Annotated in this window: 15 protein-coding genes; 6 read left to right on the top strand and 9 right to left on the bottom strand. The window is 69.7% G+C overall.

Annotation, left to right across the window (positions count from 1 at the left end; genetic code table 11):
* Nucleotides 1-34 precede the first annotated feature (34 nt).
* The 3 genes from GGQ61_RS09205 to GGQ61_RS09195 are packed head-to-tail and all read right to left on the bottom strand — an operon-like array spanning nucleotide 35 to nucleotide 4,664.
* Nucleotides 35-1,915: an acetyl/propionyl/methylcrotonyl-CoA carboxylase subunit alpha gene (locus GGQ61_RS09205; protein ID WP_183771745.1), complete on the bottom strand. Its 1,881-nt coding sequence runs from the start codon at nucleotides 1,913-1,915 to the stop codon at nucleotides 35-37.
* A 2-nt stretch (nucleotides 1,916-1,917) separates the two neighbouring features.
* Nucleotides 1,918-3,510, bottom strand: coding sequence for a carboxyl transferase domain-containing protein (locus GGQ61_RS09200; RefSeq protein WP_183771743.1), 1,593 nt, complete (start codon nucleotides 3,508-3,510; stop codon nucleotides 1,918-1,920).
* A complete protein-coding gene (locus tag GGQ61_RS09195; RefSeq protein WP_183771741.1) occupies nucleotides 3,507-4,664 on the bottom strand; it encodes an isovaleryl-CoA dehydrogenase in 1,158 nt (385 codons plus the stop codon). The genes GGQ61_RS09200 and GGQ61_RS09195 overlap by 4 nt, the downstream gene beginning before the upstream one ends.
* Nucleotides 4,665-4,773: 109 nt before the next feature.
* On the opposite strand from GGQ61_RS09195, the gene GGQ61_RS09190 reads away from it, so the two are divergent.
* Complete coding sequence (locus GGQ61_RS09190) at nucleotides 4,774-5,628, top strand: LysR family transcriptional regulator (protein ID WP_183771739.1); 855 nt, start codon at nucleotides 4,774-4,776, stop codon at nucleotides 5,626-5,628.
* Between the two features lie 81 nt (nucleotides 5,629-5,709).
* Nucleotides 5,710-6,090: a YidH family protein gene (locus GGQ61_RS09185; RefSeq protein ID WP_343056120.1), complete on the top strand. Its 381-nt coding sequence runs from the start codon at nucleotides 5,710-5,712 to the stop codon at nucleotides 6,088-6,090.
* On the opposite strand, the gene GGQ61_RS09180 is transcribed toward GGQ61_RS09185, so the two are convergent.
* The 3 genes from GGQ61_RS09180 to GGQ61_RS09170 form a co-directional block, all read right to left on the bottom strand.
* Entirely contained in the window at nucleotides 6,087-6,512 is a 426-nt protein-coding gene (locus tag GGQ61_RS09180; protein WP_221220930.1) for an META domain-containing protein, read from the bottom strand. The two genes, GGQ61_RS09185 and GGQ61_RS09180, sit on opposite strands and share 4 nt — an antisense overlap.
* On the bottom strand, nucleotides 6,512-7,093 hold the full coding sequence (locus GGQ61_RS09175) for a beta/gamma crystallin-related protein (protein ID WP_183771735.1): 582 nt from the start codon (nucleotides 7,091-7,093) through the stop codon (nucleotides 6,512-6,514). The genes GGQ61_RS09180 and GGQ61_RS09175 overlap by 1 nt, the downstream gene beginning before the upstream one ends.
* A 157-nt stretch (nucleotides 7,094-7,250) precedes the next feature.
* The gene (locus GGQ61_RS09170; RefSeq protein WP_183771734.1) at nucleotides 7,251-7,778 is read right to left on the bottom strand and encodes a GNAT family N-acetyltransferase; all 528 of its coding nucleotides are present in this window, start codon (nucleotides 7,776-7,778) and stop codon (nucleotides 7,251-7,253) included.
* Nucleotides 7,779-7,816: 38 nt separating this feature from the next.
* On the opposite strand from GGQ61_RS09170, the gene fghA reads away from it, so the two are divergent.
* Nucleotides 7,817-8,650: an S-formylglutathione hydrolase gene (fghA, locus tag GGQ61_RS09165; protein ID WP_183771732.1), complete on the top strand. Its 834-nt coding sequence runs from the start codon at nucleotides 7,817-7,819 to the stop codon at nucleotides 8,648-8,650.
* 45 nt (nucleotides 8,651-8,695) lie between these two features.
* On the opposite strand, the gene GGQ61_RS09160 is transcribed toward fghA, so the two are convergent.
* On the bottom strand, nucleotides 8,696-9,559 hold the full coding sequence (locus GGQ61_RS09160) for a dienelactone hydrolase family protein (RefSeq protein WP_183771730.1): 864 nt from the start codon (nucleotides 9,557-9,559) through the stop codon (nucleotides 8,696-8,698).
* 74 nt (nucleotides 9,560-9,633) lie between these two features.
* Nucleotides 9,634-10,329, bottom strand: a complete 696-nt coding sequence (locus GGQ61_RS09155; protein ID WP_183771728.1) for a hemerythrin domain-containing protein — start codon at nucleotides 10,327-10,329, stop codon at nucleotides 9,634-9,636.
* A gap of 157 nt (nucleotides 10,330-10,486) precedes the next feature.
* Between GGQ61_RS09155 and GGQ61_RS09150 the strand changes: the two genes are divergently transcribed.
* Both GGQ61_RS09150 and GGQ61_RS09145 read left to right on the top strand, forming a co-directional pair.
* Entirely contained in the window at nucleotides 10,487-10,960 is a 474-nt protein-coding gene (locus GGQ61_RS09150) for a hypothetical protein (protein ID WP_183771726.1), read from the top strand.
* Nucleotides 10,957-12,291: a pyridoxamine 5'-phosphate oxidase family protein gene (locus GGQ61_RS09145; RefSeq protein ID WP_183771724.1), complete on the top strand. Its 1,335-nt coding sequence runs from the start codon at nucleotides 10,957-10,959 to the stop codon at nucleotides 12,289-12,291. Before GGQ61_RS09150 ends, GGQ61_RS09145 begins: the two co-directional genes overlap by 4 nt.
* Here the strand turns inward: GGQ61_RS09145 and GGQ61_RS09140 are convergent, their stop codons facing one another.
* Nucleotides 12,292-12,918: a TetR/AcrR family transcriptional regulator gene (locus GGQ61_RS09140; RefSeq protein ID WP_246370595.1), complete on the bottom strand. Its 627-nt coding sequence runs from the start codon at nucleotides 12,916-12,918 to the stop codon at nucleotides 12,292-12,294.
* A gap of 105 nt (nucleotides 12,919-13,023) precedes the next feature.
* Between GGQ61_RS09140 and GGQ61_RS09135 the strand changes: the two genes are divergently transcribed.
* Complete coding sequence (locus GGQ61_RS09135; RefSeq protein ID WP_343056098.1) at nucleotides 13,024-14,112, top strand: efflux RND transporter periplasmic adaptor subunit; 1,089 nt, start codon at nucleotides 13,024-13,026, stop codon at nucleotides 14,110-14,112.
* Nucleotides 14,113-14,114 lie beyond the last annotated feature (2 nt).

Here is a 14,114-nt window from a genome sequence, read left to right as displayed (position 1 = left end):
TCTCCTCGCACGCCAAAGTCTAGGTTCAGTGGTCCTAGGTGGTGACGAGCCTGGCCAATGTCACCCCCTCGCTGACCTGGTCGCCCACAGAAACCGACAGGGATTCGACCTGGCCGTCGAAGGGCGCGCTGAGGGCGTGCTCCATCTTCATGGCCTCGAGAGTCAGCAGGGTCTGGCCGCGCACGACCTTGTCGCCGACCGAGACGGCGACGGCCACCACCTTACCCGGCATCGGCGAGGCGATCGCCCCATCGCCCCCGCCGCCGTGGGCCGCGTCCTTGACCGGCGGGCGCGGGGTGAGGACGAAGGTTTCGCCCGCGTCGAAGACCACCACCTCGCCGTCCTGCGTCAGCAGCACGTCGCCCGGCAGGTCGTCGCTGAAGAGCGGCGCGTCGAAGCCCTGGTCGCCGAGATAGAGCCGCATCGCCGCGGCCGGCGGAGCGTTGAGCCGGAAGCCGGTCAGGCCGTCCCACGGATCGGCGGGGGCGTCCTCTTCGTCCAGGGTGACGGCCATCGCGGCCGAGGCGAGCGCGTGTTCCGACGGCGCCGGCTGGGCGGCCAGGACCTCGATCCGCGCCTCGATGAAGCCGGTGTCGACGTCGCCGGCGATGAAATCCGGGTGGTCGAGGCAGCGGGCCAGGAAGCCGGCGTTGGTCTTCACCGGCCAGACCTCGACCTCGCTGCAGGCCTCCGCCAGCAGGTCGCTGGCGCCCTCGCGGGTCGGCGCGTGGGCGATGAGCTTGGCGATCATCGGATCGTAGAAGGGCGAGACCTCGCCGCCCTCCTCCACGCCGGTGTCCACGCGGACCAGGTCCTCCGGCAGCTTGAAGTGCTCCAGCGGGCCGATCGAGGGCAGGAAGCCGCCGGCCGGGTTCTCGGCGTAGAGGCGCGCCTCCATCGCATGGCCGGAGAGCACGATGTCTTCCTGGGCGAGCGGCAGCGGCTCGCCTGCGGCGACGCGGATCTGCCACTCGACCAGGTCGACGCCGGTGACCGCCTCGGTGACCGGGTGCTCGACCTGCAGGCGGGTGTTCATTTCCATGAACCAGATGCGGTCGGGCTGGAGGCCCTGGCTGGCGTCGGCGATGAACTCGACGGTGCCGGCGCCGACATAGCCGACGGCCTGGGCGGCGCGGACGGCGGCCTGGGTGACGGCGGCGCGGGCCGCGTCGCTCATGCCCGGCGCGGGGGCTTCCTCGATGACCTTCTGGTGGCGGCGCTGCAGCGAGCAGTCGCGCTCATAGAGGTGGACGACCTGGCCCTGGGCGTCGCCGAACACCTGCACCTCGATGTGGCGCGGGCGGGTGACGTAGGTTTCCAGCAGCACCCGATCGTCGCCGAACGAGGCGGCGGCCTCGCGCTGGCACGAGATGAGGGCGGCGGCGAAGTCCTGCGCACGCTCGACTTTGCGCATGCCCTTGCCGCCGCCCCCGGCCACCGCCTTGATCAGGACGGGGTAGCCGATCTTGTCCGCTTCGGCCTGGAGCCGCGCGGGGGTCTGGTCCTCGCCGAGATAGCCGGGGGTGACCGGCACGCCTGCATTGGCCATCAGCGACTTAGCGGCGTCCTTCAGGCCCATGGCGCGGATCGCCGCCGGCGGCGGGCCGATCCAGGTCAGGCCGGCGGCGGCCACGGCTTCCGCGAACTCGGCGTTCTCGGAGAGGAAGCCGTAGCCGGGGTGAATGGCGTCGGCGCCCGTGGCCAAGGCCGCGTCGATGATCTTCTCGCCGACCAGGTAGCTTTCGCGCGCCGCGGCCGGGCCGATCAGCACGGCCTGGTCGGCCATGCGCACGTGCGGGGCGTCAGCGTCGGCCTCGGAATAGACCGCGACGGTGGCCAGGCCCATGGCCTGGGCGGTGCGGAAGACGCGGCAGGCGATCTCGCCACGATTGGCGACCAGAATGCTGCTGATCATGGTCACATCCGGAAGACGCCGAACCGGGTTTCCGGGATCGGCGCGTTGAGAGCGGCGGAAATGGAGAGGCCCAGGACGTCGCGCGTCTGGACCGGGTCGATGATGCCGTCGTCCCACAGGCGGGCGGTGGCGAAGTAGGGCGAGCCTTCGTGCTCGTAGCGCTCGCGGATCGGGGCCTTGAAGGCTTCCTCCTCGGCCGGCGTCCATTTGTCGGCGTCGCGGTGCACGGTGGCCAGCACGCTGGCGGCCTGTTCGCCGCCCATCACCGAGATGCGGCTGTTGGGCCAGGTCCACAGGAATCGCGGACTGTAGGCGCGACCGCACATGCCGTAGTTGCCGGCCCCGAACGAGCCGCCGATCAGCACAGTGAACTTCGGCACCTCGGCGCTGGCGACGGCCGTGACCAGCTTGGCGCCGTCCTTGGCGATGCCGCCGGCCTCGTACTTCCCGCCGACCATGAAGCCGGAGATGTTCTGCAGGAAGACCAGCGGAATCTTGCGCTTGCAGGCCAGCTCGATGAAGTGCGCGCCCTTCAGCGCGCTTTCCGAGAACAGCACGCCGTTGTTGGCGAGGATCGCCACCGGCTGGCCCCAGATGCGGGCGAAGCCGCAGACCAGGGTCGTGCCGTAGAGGGCCTTGAACTCGTCGAAGTCCGAGCCGTCGACGATGCGGGCGATGACCTCGCGCACGTCGTAGGGCGCGCGAACGTCGGTGGGCACGATGCCGTAGAGCTCGGCCGGGTCGTAGGCCGGCGGGCGCGGATCGCGCAGGTCCTGGTCGACCGACTTGCTGGTGTTCAGGTTGGCGACGATGGAGCGGACGATGGTCAGGGCGTGCTCGTCGTCCTCGGCCACGTAGTCGACGACGCCGGAGCGGCGGCCGTGGGTGTCGGCGCCGCCGAGCTCCTCGGCGGTGATCACCTCGCCGGTGGCGGCCTTCACCAGCGGCGGGCCGCCGAGGAAGATGGTGCCCTGGCCGCGGACGATCACCGTCTCGTCGGACATGGCCGGGACATAGGCGCCGCCGGCGGTGCACGAGCCCATGACGCAGGCGATCTGCGGGATGCCCTCGCCGCTCATGCGAGCCTGGTTGAAGAAGATGCGGCCGAAGTGGTCGCGGTCCGGGAAGACCTCGGCCTGGTGCGGCAGGTTCGCGCCGCCGGAGTCGACCAGGTAGACGCACGGCAGGCGGTTCTGCATGGCGATCTCCTGCGCCCGCAGATGCTTCTTCACCGTGGTCGGGAAGTAGGCCCCGCCCTTCACCGTCGCGTCGTTGGCGACGATCATCACCTCGCGGCCGGAGACCCGGCCGATGCCGGTGATGATGCCGGCGCCCGGAGCCTCGTCCCGATAGACGCCGTGGGCGGCCAGGGCGGCGACCTCCAGGAACGGCGAGCCTGGATCGAGCAGCCGCTCGACCCGCTGGCGCGGCAGCAGCTTGCCGCGCGCGGCGTGGCGCTGGCGCGACGGCTCCGGACCGCCGAGCGCCGCATGGGCGGTGCGCTCGGCCAGTTCGGCGGCGAGCGCCCGATTGTGGGTGTCGTTGGCCTGGAACGTCGCCGAGGTCTTGTCGATTGAGGTGGCGAGTTTGGTCATGCGCCCAGCAGCTCCCGGCCGATGAGGAAGCGGCGGATCTCGTTGGTGCCCGCGCCGATGTCGTAGAGCTTGGCGTCGCGGACCAGCCGCTCGACCGGGAACTCCTTGGTGTAGCCGGCGCCGCCGAGGGCCTGGACCGCCTCCAGGCTGACCTTCACCGCATTCTCGGAGGCTAGCAGGATCGCGCCGGCCGCGTCGAAGCGGGTGGTGAGCCCGGCGTCACAGGCCTTGGCCACGGCGTAGACGTAGGTGCGGGCCGAGTTCAGGGCGACGTACATGTCGGCGATCTTGCCCTGCATCAGCTGGAACGAGCCGATCGGCTTGCCGAACTGCTTGCGCTCGCGGACATAGGGCAGGACCACGTCGAGGCAGGCCTGCATGATGCCCAGCGGCCCGGCGGCCAGCACTGCGCGCTCATAGTCGAGACCGCTCATCAGCACGCCGGCGCCGCCGTTCAGCGGGCCGAGCACGTTCTCTTCCGGGATTTCGCAGTCTTCGAACACCAGCTCGGCGGTGTCGGAGCCGCGCATGCCCATCTTGTCGAGCTTGGGCGAGACGCTGAAGCCCTTCATACCCTTCTCGACCAGGAAGGCGGTCACGCCGCGGCTGCCCTCGTCCGGCGAGGTCTTGGCGTAGACCACCAGGGTATCGGCGTGCGGCGCGTTGGTGATCCAGAACTTCGTGCCGTTCAGCACGTAGCGGTCGCCGCGATGCTCGGCGTGTGTGCGCATGGAGATGACGTCGGAGCCGGAGCCGACCTCGCTCATGGCCAGCGACCCGACATGCTCGCCGCTGATCAGGCCCGGCAGGTATTTGCGCTTCTGTTCGACCGAGCCCCAGCGGCGGATCTGGTTGACGCAGAGGTTCGAGTGCGCGCCGTAGGACAGACCGACGGAAGCCGAGGCGCGGGAGATCTCCTCCATCGCCACCACGTGTTCGAGGTAGCCGAGGCCGAGTCCCCCGAACTCCTCCTCGACGGTGATCCCGTGTAGACCGAGCTCGCCCATCTGCGGCCAGAGCTCGCGCGGAAAGGTGTTGGTCGCGTCCACCTGGGCGGCGATCGGAGCGATCTTGTCGGCGGCGAAGCGGGCGGTGGTCTCGCGGATCGCGTCGGCGGTCTCGCCGAGGCCGAACTGGAAGGTGGGACCGGACATTCTGCATGCCTTCTGCGGGGCGGGTCGGGGCTAAACTTGCAAAACTAGCGCCGGCTGAGCAATCCACAAAATTGAACGATCATGATGCACATGATAGATGTGATCTATTATGGACCGCTATCTGCTGCGCTACTTCCTGGCCGTCGTGGAGACCGGAAACTTCAGCCGCGCCGCGGCGCGCGAGAACGTCGCCCAACCCACGCTCTCGACCGGCATCGCCAAACTGGAAGGCCAACTGCAGGCCCGATTGTTCGACCGAACCAATCGGCGGGTCCACCTGACCGAAGCCGGCAGCCGGCTCCTGGTCCATGCGCGGCGCATCGAGCACGAGTTCAACCTGGCCCAGGCGGCGGTGTCGGGCGCGGCGCCTGCCCAACTGCTGCGCGTGGCCGTGCTGTCGACCGTTCCAGCGGCGCTGATCGAGGACGTCCTGACGCGCCGGCCGGCCGGCGCTGAGCGCATCGAACTGCTTGAGGGAAGCGAGCGCGAGGTGCTCAGCCTGCTCGACCGCGGGAGGGTCGAACTGGCGCTGACCGCCATCAATCCGACTACGGAGCGTTTCGCCAGCGAGCGGTTGCACGAGGAAGGCTATGGTCTGGCCTTGCCGGCCGGCCACCGCCTGGCCGGGGCCGAAACCGTCGACGGCGAGGCGCTGGCCGACGAGGTGATGATGGTCCGCCGTCACTGCGAGGTGCTGGCCCAGACCAGCCGCTACTTCACCGACCGCGGCGTGCGGCCGTTCTTCAGCTATCGCGGGGCCGGCGACGAAAAGGTGCTGGCCTTGGTGCGCGCCGGTCTGGGGATCACGGTCATGCCCGACAGCTATCGCGCCCCGGGCGTGGCCCGGGTCGGTCTGGAGGGCTTCACCCCACGGCGGGTCATCGGGCTGTGCTATGCGGGGGACGCCGCGCGACCCAGCGCCTTCGTCCAGGCCGCGCGCGAGGTGTTCGGCGAGACGGGCTGACGCCTCCGGGTAACGCCCGATGTCCGTCGCAGCGGCCAAATGCTTCCTTGCGCCGACTGCGACGGGAGCCCCGCCTTGACCGTGCGAACGAAGGGAAATTTGGGCCTGCCCAGCGACCTGGGGACCATGCGGACGATCATGGCCGCGGACCGCACGCTGATGGCCTGGGTCCGCACATCGCTGTCGATGCTGAGCTTCGGGTTTACGATCTACAAGTTCCTGGAGGCGGCCGCGCAGAGTCAGGCGCTGGCGCACCCCAACAGCCCCCAGCACGTCGGGCTGTTCCTGGCCGGGGTCGGCACGCTGTCGATGCTGCTCGGCGTCGTCAGCTACTGGACGACGTTGAAGGACCTGCAGCGCACCGAGGAATTTCGGCTGGGGCGCCCCACCCTGTTCATCTCGCTGGTGATGCTGCTGGCCGGCCTCGCCTTGTTCGTGGGGATCGCCGGCCGGGTGGTCTAGTCCTTGCGGAACTTCAGGGGGCCCTGCGCGGTGGCGATCACCAGCGCGCCGTCGGCGGTGAAGCTGTAGCCCGAGGCGGTCTCCAGCGCCTTCAGGTACTTGCCCTCCTGCTCCATCACCGACGGAGCGCAGGCCATCATGGTCGAGCCCATCTTGCCGAAGCTCAGCGCGTCGCCCTTCTGGGTCCAGGTCCCGAAGTAGCGGTTGCAACCGCCGGCGCCGGCGGCCGAGCCGTCCTTGGCGAGCGTCAGGGTGACGTGCGATCGATCGATGATCCCGCCGCCGAGCAGGTCCTCCAGCCGCCACTGCGGACCGACCAGCGCGCCGCCGCCTCCGGAGGAAGGCGGCGGCGGCGCGGTCGCGCAGGCGGACATGACCACGCCCGCGAAACTCAATCCGGCCAGCGCCGAGACAAGCCGCATCAATTCCACCGGCTGCAGAGGACGTCGGCCAGGAAGATACGGCCCGAGATGGTCTGGGCGGCGCTGTTCCTGGAACGGACGTAGCCCATCGACTTGCAGAAGTTGTCGGCTTCGCGAGTGATGCAGGCCGAGCCGCCGCCCTCACGATCGCAGGCTTCGATGCGGCGTCCGCGCGTTTCCGGCGCCGGGAAGAACTCGGCCGCCATACCCTTGAGCGAGCGGCCGCCGCCGCCCGGAACCGGCTGCGGCAGGGGCGTCGGGACGGCCGCGGCGCGGATCGAGCGCACGCCGCTGACCCCGAGCTGGGCCTGGAGATTGGCGCTGGAGCCGGTGAGCACCGTGCAGCGGCCGCGGAAGTTGGGCAGTTCGCACACCTCCCACGAACTGCCGCCGCCCATACGGATGCTGCGCGCCGACCAGGTGGCCGGGATCACCGGCATGTCGCGCACCACCGTCAGGCTGCGGCCCTGATAATTGGTGGCGGAGAACAGCTGGGCGTTGGGCGCCATTCGGTCCTGGGCCGCGGCCGGGGCGGCGAACGCCAGCAAGGCGGCCGAGGCCAGGATGATCCGAGACAACATGCAGAGCTCCCAAATTGCCCGTCGCGGAGTCTAATGGGCAAGCACGACCGTCGTTCCCGAAGCCGCGCGCGCTCGTTGACAGACGGCCGGCGTCGGGGCGTGGTCCGCGGCTGCTGGATCTGGCGCCGAGGGACTTGGCCGGTCACGTGCCGCTGATCTAGCGGACCTTCAGCGCGGTTAGATCCGCGGTCATGTAGCGCGCGTCCTCACCATAGCCGGTGACCTTGGATCGCAGCGGCTCTTCCAGGCCGTCCTGCACTGCGTAGCCGAGCTTTTCCCAGAATCGCCAGGCGCCCTGCACGGCCACGAGATCGCCGCGCACTAGACCGGCGGCCAGCGCCGCGCCGGAGGCCGACGCCACCAAGTCGCGGCCGAGCCCTAGCCCGCGCGCGGCGGGGCCGATCGCCAGATCGTGGACGAACCAATTGTCACTCGCCGCCGGCGGTTTGAGCGTCGTGCCGATCGGCGGGGGGCTGGCGGCCGGCCACGGGTGGCTGAGGATGTAGGCCCGCAGCTCGTCGCCGTCGAACGCGCCCCAGCAGAGGTTCGGCGCGATCGTCAGGCGACTGGCCAGAATGTCCTGCGGCTCGTGGAACAGCGGATCGAAGGCGATGAGCTGCAGGGCCGCCACCGCCGGCATGTCGGCGAAGGTCAGGGGGCGCAGGGAGGCTCGCTTCTCGGTCATGGGTCGGCTTATAGACCCTGGTCAGTCAGGAGGTCCCCATGCCGGTCGAAATTCTTCAGCAGCACAAGGTCCATGGCGGGACGCTGAGCTATATTCGCCACCAGAGCGCGGCGACCGGGACGGCGATGCGGTTCTCGATCTTCATGCCGGGCGACATGAGCGGTCCGGCTCCCTACCTGATCTGGCTGTCGGGCCTGACCTGCACCGAGGACAACTTCACCACCAAGGCCGGCGCCTACGCCTATGCGGCCAAGGCCGGCGTCGCCATCGTCGCCCCCGACACCAGCCCGCGCGGCGAGGGCGTCGCCGACGACCCGACCTATGACCTGGGCCAAGGCGCCGGCTTCTATGTCGACGCCACGCAAGCGCCCTGGGCTCCGCACTTCCAGATGGAGACCTACGTCGTCGCCGACCTGACTGCGGCGGCGGAGGAAGCCTTTGCGCTGGACGGCGGCCGGCGCGGGATCTTCGGACACTCGATGGGCGGCCATGGGGCGCTGACCTTGGCCCTGCGCCATCCGCAGCTCTTCAAGACGGTCTCCGCCTTTGCGCCGATCTCTTCGCCGACCCGCTGCCCGTGGGGGCGCAAGGCGTTCGGCGCCTATCTCGGCCCCGACGAGGCCGCCTGGGCCGCTCATGACAGCGCCCGGCTGATCGCGGCGGGCCAGGCGCGCGGCCGCGAAATCCTCGTCGACCAGGGCGGCGGCGACAGCTTCCTCGCCGAACAGCTGAAACCGGAACTGCTGCAATCAGCGGCGGCCGAAGGCGGTGCTGCCCTGACCCTGCGCATGCAGGAGGGCTACGACCATTCGTATTTCTTCATCACCAGCTTCATCGGCGACCACGTCGCCTGGCACGCCGCCCGGCTCTAGGAGGCGGCGGGTGCGGTCGACGGACAGGCCGCCGACCGCGAGCGCCTAGAGAGCGCGCTTGTAGAGGTCGAGCAGTTCGGCCCAAGCCTTTTCGGCGGCTGGCTCGTTGTAGACTTGGCTGCCCTTGACGGTCCAACCGTGGGCGGCGCCTTCGTAGACCTCCACGCGGCTCTTCAGCTTGGCGGCGTCGAGCGCCTGCTTGAGCTTTTCCTTGGCGGCCGGATCCTGCTTATCGTCGTTGTCGGCGACCAGGACCATGTACTCGGCCTGGGTTTTGGGCAGCACCAGGTGCGGGCTGGTCGGGCCGTCGGTGAACAGGCCGCCGCCGTGGAAGCTGGCGACCGCGCCGACCCGGTTCGGAACCGCGCCGGCCGTGCGGAAGGCGAGCGGTCCGCCCATGCAGTAGCCCTGCGTGCCGACCTTCTTATTTTTGTCGGTCTGCGGCTGGGCGTCGAGGAAGGCCAGATAGGCGACGGAGTCGCGATCAGCGCCTTCCGGCGTCACGCTGGCGCGCAGCGGGGCGAGCTTGGCGCGGTCGTCGGCGTTGGCGAAGTTGAACGCGCCGTCGACCACCGGGGCCTTCTTGACCCGGTAATAGAGGTTGGGAACCAGCACCACGTAGCCGGACGCAGCCAGGCGCTTGCCCATCTCGCGGAACACCGGCCGCAGGCTGACCACGTCAGGCCACAGCAGCACCGCGGGCCAGGCCCCCTTGCCCTCCGGATAGTAGAGCGCGGCGTCGGCGACGCCGTCGGAGGTCTTGATCTCAACGTCCTTCTCGACGACCGGGACCGCTGCGTGCGCGTTGGCGGCGGTCAAGCCGACCGCCGCCACGGTCATCAGGCCGAAAGTCCGGCGCGAAACTGTCGGGTCCTCGATCAGGCCCTGGTGGATATCGTCGTCGCACATGGCGTCACCTCCCTATTCCAGCGCATGGAGCGCAGCATTTGTTGCGCGGATGTGTCGGAGAGGGAAGCGCGGCCTCAGGCGGCCAGGCCGAGGCGCTTCAGTTCGGCGAAGTCGGCGTGCGGCAGGGTCGGTCGCGCAGCGTGCTCGATGACCGCTGCATAAGCCGGCGGCGGGGCGCCGGCCTTCATGCCGGTAAGCAGCCCGGCGCGCTCGCCCGGATTCATGGCCGGCAGCATCATCCGCATGTTCGCGATGGTCTCGTCCGGCGACAATGAGGCGATAATCGCCTGTTCAATCGTCATCAGTTCGTCGTCACTGAAGAGCGCGCAGAGCAGCGGCCAGACCACGGTCTCCTCGTGCAGCATGTGCAGCAGATCCTCCGCCACGAAAGCGCTGAACTCCAGGTAAAGGACCCGACCGAGCCCGGGGCGATCAAGGGAGTCGCCGTGCTCGACCCGCTTGATGGCCGCGTCCAGCGCTGCAAAGCGGGCGCGGTGATGTGCGTGCTGGTCGTCGAGCGTCGCGACGGCGTCCGAGGCGCGGGCGGCAAGCGCGGCGTGGATGTGCTCCTCCTCGTGCGCCAGGTGCTGGGCGCCGATCTGCAGGTGAGCGCGCAGGTCGGCGAGCAAGGGTTGAACATCGCCGGCGAAGTCGGCCGAGCCCAGCCGCGCGGCCATGGCGCCGTGGGCCAGGCGCAGCCCCTTGTGGACAGGGCCATAGATGTCCCAGCGGCGGGCGGTCGAGAGGGCGAGAAGGTCTGTGCTGGTCATGGAGCGTCTCGTGGCGGGGCCGCGCAGAGCGGCGCGTTGGCGTTGGCGCGCTGCCTAAGCCCGGCCCGCAGGCGGCTCATCCTAAATGGTTCCTAAGCGGCGAACAGCGTTCCTAAAACATCGCTATCGGGTTAGTTTTCCGGCCAGGGGAGCTGCTGTGATCGACGCGGAATTGACGGCGCTCCTGAAGGAGCCGGTGATGATGGTGTTCGCGGCCAAGAGCGCCGCGGGTCTGCCGGCTCTGGGCCGGGCGCTGGGCGCGCGCCCGGCTCCGGATGGGCGGACGATCGACATCTTCACGCCCGCCGCCCAGTGGGGCGAAGCATTGAGCGGCCTCGCCCCCGGCTCGCCGCTGGCGTTCACCTTCGTCCAACCGAACGACTACCGGACGTTCCAGCTGAAGGGCGAGCTGATCTCGATCGCACCTTCCGGCCCCGAGGACGTCGCCGCCGCCGAGCGCTACGTCGCCCAGGTGTCGCTGGCGCTGACGGCGCTGGGCGTGCAGCCGCAGCAGATGGAGCATTGGCTGGGGCGCGGCGACCTCGCCACATTGCGCCTGGCGCCGAGCATGGCGTTCCGCCAGACGCCAGGGCCGCACGCGGGCGAGCGCCTGCCGGATCGAGGCCTATGAAAGTCGCCCTGGCGAGCATTCGCGACTGCTTCGAGGGGGTGATCCCGTCGATCATCGCCACCCTGGATGCGGCCGGGCAGCCGAACGTCTCGTACCTCTCGCAGGTTTACCTCGTGGACGACGAGCACGTCGCGCTCTCGAACCAGTTCTTCTCGAAGACCGCGGCCAACGTCGCGGCGACCGGACGGGCGCATGTGCTGGTGGTAAGCGGCCGGACGGGCGAGCAGTTCGCGCTCGACGTCGAGCACCGGGCCTCGCTGGTCGACGGGCCGGTGTTCGAAAAGATGTCGGCCCAGCTGACGGCGATCAGCTCCCAGCACGGCGTCGGCGATGCAATGGTGCTGCGCAGCGCCGAGCTCTATCGGGTCAGGGAATGCCGGGCGATCCCCGGGCCGCCGATGCTGGCGCAGACCTTCGCACCGGGTACGCAGGATCGGCTGGCCCTGGCCGCCAGGGTCGCGGCCGCGATCGCCGCCCAGGCCGACGCCGAGGCGATGGTCGACGCGGCCCTCGACGGGCTGGTCTGCGCCTTCGGTTTCGCCAACGCCATGCTGCTGACGCTCGACGATCACGACGGCCGTCTGACCACCATCGGCAGCCGCGGCTACGCCCAGGGCGGCGCCGGCTCGGAGGTGGCCCTAGGCGAAGGCGCCATCGGCATCGCCGCGGCCAGCCGGCAGGCGATCCGGCTCAGCGACATGAGCCGCGGGCGGCGGATGGCGGCGGCCGTGAAGGCGGCCGCAGCCCTGGACGTCGAGCGATCGGTTCCCTTGCCCGGCCTGGACGAACCGCAAAGTCAGCTCGCCGCGCCGATGATCAGCCGGGGGACAGTGCAAGGGGTGCTGTTCGCCGAAGCCGCCGAGCGGTTTCGATTCGGGCCTGAGGACGAGGAGGCGATGATGCTGATCGGCGGCCAGTTGGCGGCCAGCCTGCGCCTGGCCGAGTTGGAGGCCCGGGAGGTCGAGACCGCCGCGATCCGGAACGGTCCGGCAGCCTCGGGCGGCGAGATCCGGGTCAAGTATTTCCGCCACGACGACAGCCTGTTCATCGACGAGGCCTACCTGATAAAGGGGGTTCCGGGGCGGCTGCTGTTCCATTTGCTGACCGTGTACGCCGACACCGGCCGGCGCGACTTCACCAACCGCGAGATCCGCCTGGAGGCCTCGCTCCGCTTACCCGGACTGAAGGACAACCTGGAGACCCGCCTGATCCTGCTGCGCCGGCGGCTCGAGGAGAAGGGCGCGCCGATCCGGCTGGCCCGGCCAGGCCGCGGGCAGATCCGCCTGGAGCTCGACGGCGTCCCGCGGCTGGAGACTGCGCCTTCCGCCTGATCAGCCGTCGCGCCAGAGGCCGCGGGCGATGACGCGGAGCTGGCTGGCGATCAGGTGCTCGCGGTCGGACCACGGAAAGCCCGGCTTGGCTATCAGCAGGGAGACCAGACCGTGCATTCCCGACCAGGCGCACTGGGTCAGGGTCTCGATGTCGAGGTCGATGGTCAGGCCGCGGGCCTGGAGCTTGGCCAGTTCGCCCCGCAGCACGCCGTAGGTGGACTGCACCGCCGGCAGCATGGCCAAGTCCTTCGGCTCGTGCCGCAGCTTGCCGATATGCTGCCCCTCGGACATGAAGCCGATGCGGTACATGTCAGGGTTCTCAAGCCCGAAATCGACATAGATCCGAAGCATCTGGACGACGCCGTCAAGGTTGTCGATCTGACCGCGGTCTCCCGCCGCCAGCTTCTCGGCCAGCAGCGCGAAGGCGCGGTGCTGCAGCTCGTGGCCGATATCGTCCTTGGTCGGAAAGTAGGCGTAGAGCGTCGGCTGAGAGATGCCCACGGCCTGGGCGATCTGCCGCGTGGAGACGGCGTAGATTCCGAATTCCGTGAACAGCTTGAGCGCCGCCGCGAGGATCTCCTCGCGTCGTTCGGCCCCCTGGCCCTTCGCCTTGCGCGGCGATCGCAAGCTCGGCGCATTCATCCTGCATGCCTGTCATAAGCCGTCGTCGCTTGACAATCGCACATTATCAATCACTGATCACCTATCATTGATTGATTACTGGAGACACCGGTGCGTATCAGGCGTTCTGTGAGACCACGCCTCGTGCGCGCCGGAGTGGCGGCGGCCGCCAGCCTGGCCGCCGCCACCGCTTGTTCGAAGGCGCCGAAAAGCGCCGAGGCTCCGCCGCCCGCGGCGGTCGAGGCGGTCGCCGTGCGCAGCCCCTCGGACGGCGCGATCCTGACCGCCACCGGCCCGCTGGAGCGGCGCCGGGAAATGACCTTGTCGTTCCGCATCGGCGGCGTGATCACCGCCCTGAACGTCGACGACGGCGACGTGGTCCGGGCCGGCCAGGTGCTGGCCAGCCTTGACCCCGCCGGCGTCGCCGCGGCCCAGACCCAGGCCGACGTCGAGGTCGAACGCGCCCGCCGCGACCTCGCCCGCGATCAGGCGCTGTTCGACAAAGGCTTCATCTCGGTTCAGCGGCTGGACGATCGCAAGAGCGCGCTGCGCGCGGCCCAGGCGCGGGCAGGCTCGGCCGCATTCGACCGACGCTGGGCCCAGTTGGTCTCGCCAGCCGGCGGCGTGGTCCTGCAGCGCACCGCCCAGGCTGGCGAGGTCGTGCAACCCGGACAGGCGGTCCTGCGCATCGCCGACGAATCCAGTCCGCTCACCCTGCGCGCGCCCCTGGCCGATCGTGACGTGATCCGCGTCCGCGTCGGCCAGAGCGCCAGCGTCCGCATCGACGGCCTCCCCGCCGTCGTGCCCGGCCGTATCAGTCGGGTGGGTGAGCGGGCCGGGCCCCAGACCGGCGCGGTTGACGTCGAGATCGAGCTGCTCGGCGCCCATCCGCTGCGCTCGGGCCAGATCGCCACCGCCGACATCAGCGTCGGCGCCGCGCCGACCACGCCGATGGCGCGGGTGCCGGCCGAGGCGATCCTTGAGGCCGACGGCCAGCGGGCCTTCGTCTTCGTGGTCGACAAGGACGTCGCCCGCCGCCGGCCGGTCAGCTTCGGCGGCTTCGACGGCGACGATGCGTTGGTCTCCGGCCTGCCGGTCGGCGCGCGAGTGATCACCGCCGGCGCCGGCTTCATCGACGACGGCGAGAAGGTGCAGGTCGTCGATCCCAAGCAGCTGAACCTGGTCTCGGCGGGGAAGTGAGC

This window comes from Phenylobacterium haematophilum (assembly GCF_014196295.1).
Classification (GTDB): domain Bacteria; phylum Pseudomonadota; class Alphaproteobacteria; order Caulobacterales; family Caulobacteraceae; genus Phenylobacterium; species Phenylobacterium haematophilum.
This window is presented reverse-complemented; position numbering and strand designations above follow the sequence as displayed.

Bases quoted from the DNA above. Each gene is read 5' to 3' on its own strand.
- GGQ61_RS09205 (WP_183771745.1), bottom strand. From the start codon at position 1,915: ATGATCAGCAGCATTCTGGTCGCCAATCGTGGCGAGATCGCCTGCCGC.
- GGQ61_RS09200 (WP_183771743.1), bottom strand. From the start codon at position 3,510: ATGACCAAACTCGCCACCTCAATCGACAAGACCTCGGCGACGTTCCAG.
- GGQ61_RS09195 (WP_183771741.1), bottom strand. From the start codon at position 4,664: ATGTCCGGTCCCACCTTCCAGTTCGGCCTCGGCGAGACCGCCGACGCG.
- GGQ61_RS09190 (WP_183771739.1), top strand. From the start codon at position 4,774: ATGGACCGCTATCTGCTGCGCTACTTCCTGGCCGTCGTGGAGACCGGA.
- GGQ61_RS09180 (WP_221220930.1), bottom strand. From the start codon at position 6,512: ATGCGGCTTGTCTCGGCGCTGGCCGGATTGAGTTTCGCGGGCGTGGTC.
- GGQ61_RS09175 (WP_183771735.1), bottom strand. From the start codon at position 7,093: ATGTTGTCTCGGATCATCCTGGCCTCGGCCGCCTTGCTGGCGTTCGCC.
- GGQ61_RS09170 (WP_183771734.1), bottom strand. From the start codon at position 7,778: ATGACCGAGAAGCGAGCCTCCCTGCGCCCCCTGACCTTCGCCGACATG.
- fghA (WP_183771732.1), top strand. From the start codon at position 7,817: ATGCCGGTCGAAATTCTTCAGCAGCACAAGGTCCATGGCGGGACGCTG.
- GGQ61_RS09160 (WP_183771730.1), bottom strand. From the start codon at position 9,559: ATGTGCGACGACGATATCCACCAGGGCCTGATCGAGGACCCGACAGTT.
- GGQ61_RS09155 (WP_183771728.1), bottom strand. From the start codon at position 10,329: ATGACCAGCACAGACCTTCTCGCCCTCTCGACCGCCCGCCGCTGGGAC.
- GGQ61_RS09145 (WP_183771724.1), top strand. From the start codon at position 10,957: ATGAAAGTCGCCCTGGCGAGCATTCGCGACTGCTTCGAGGGGGTGATC.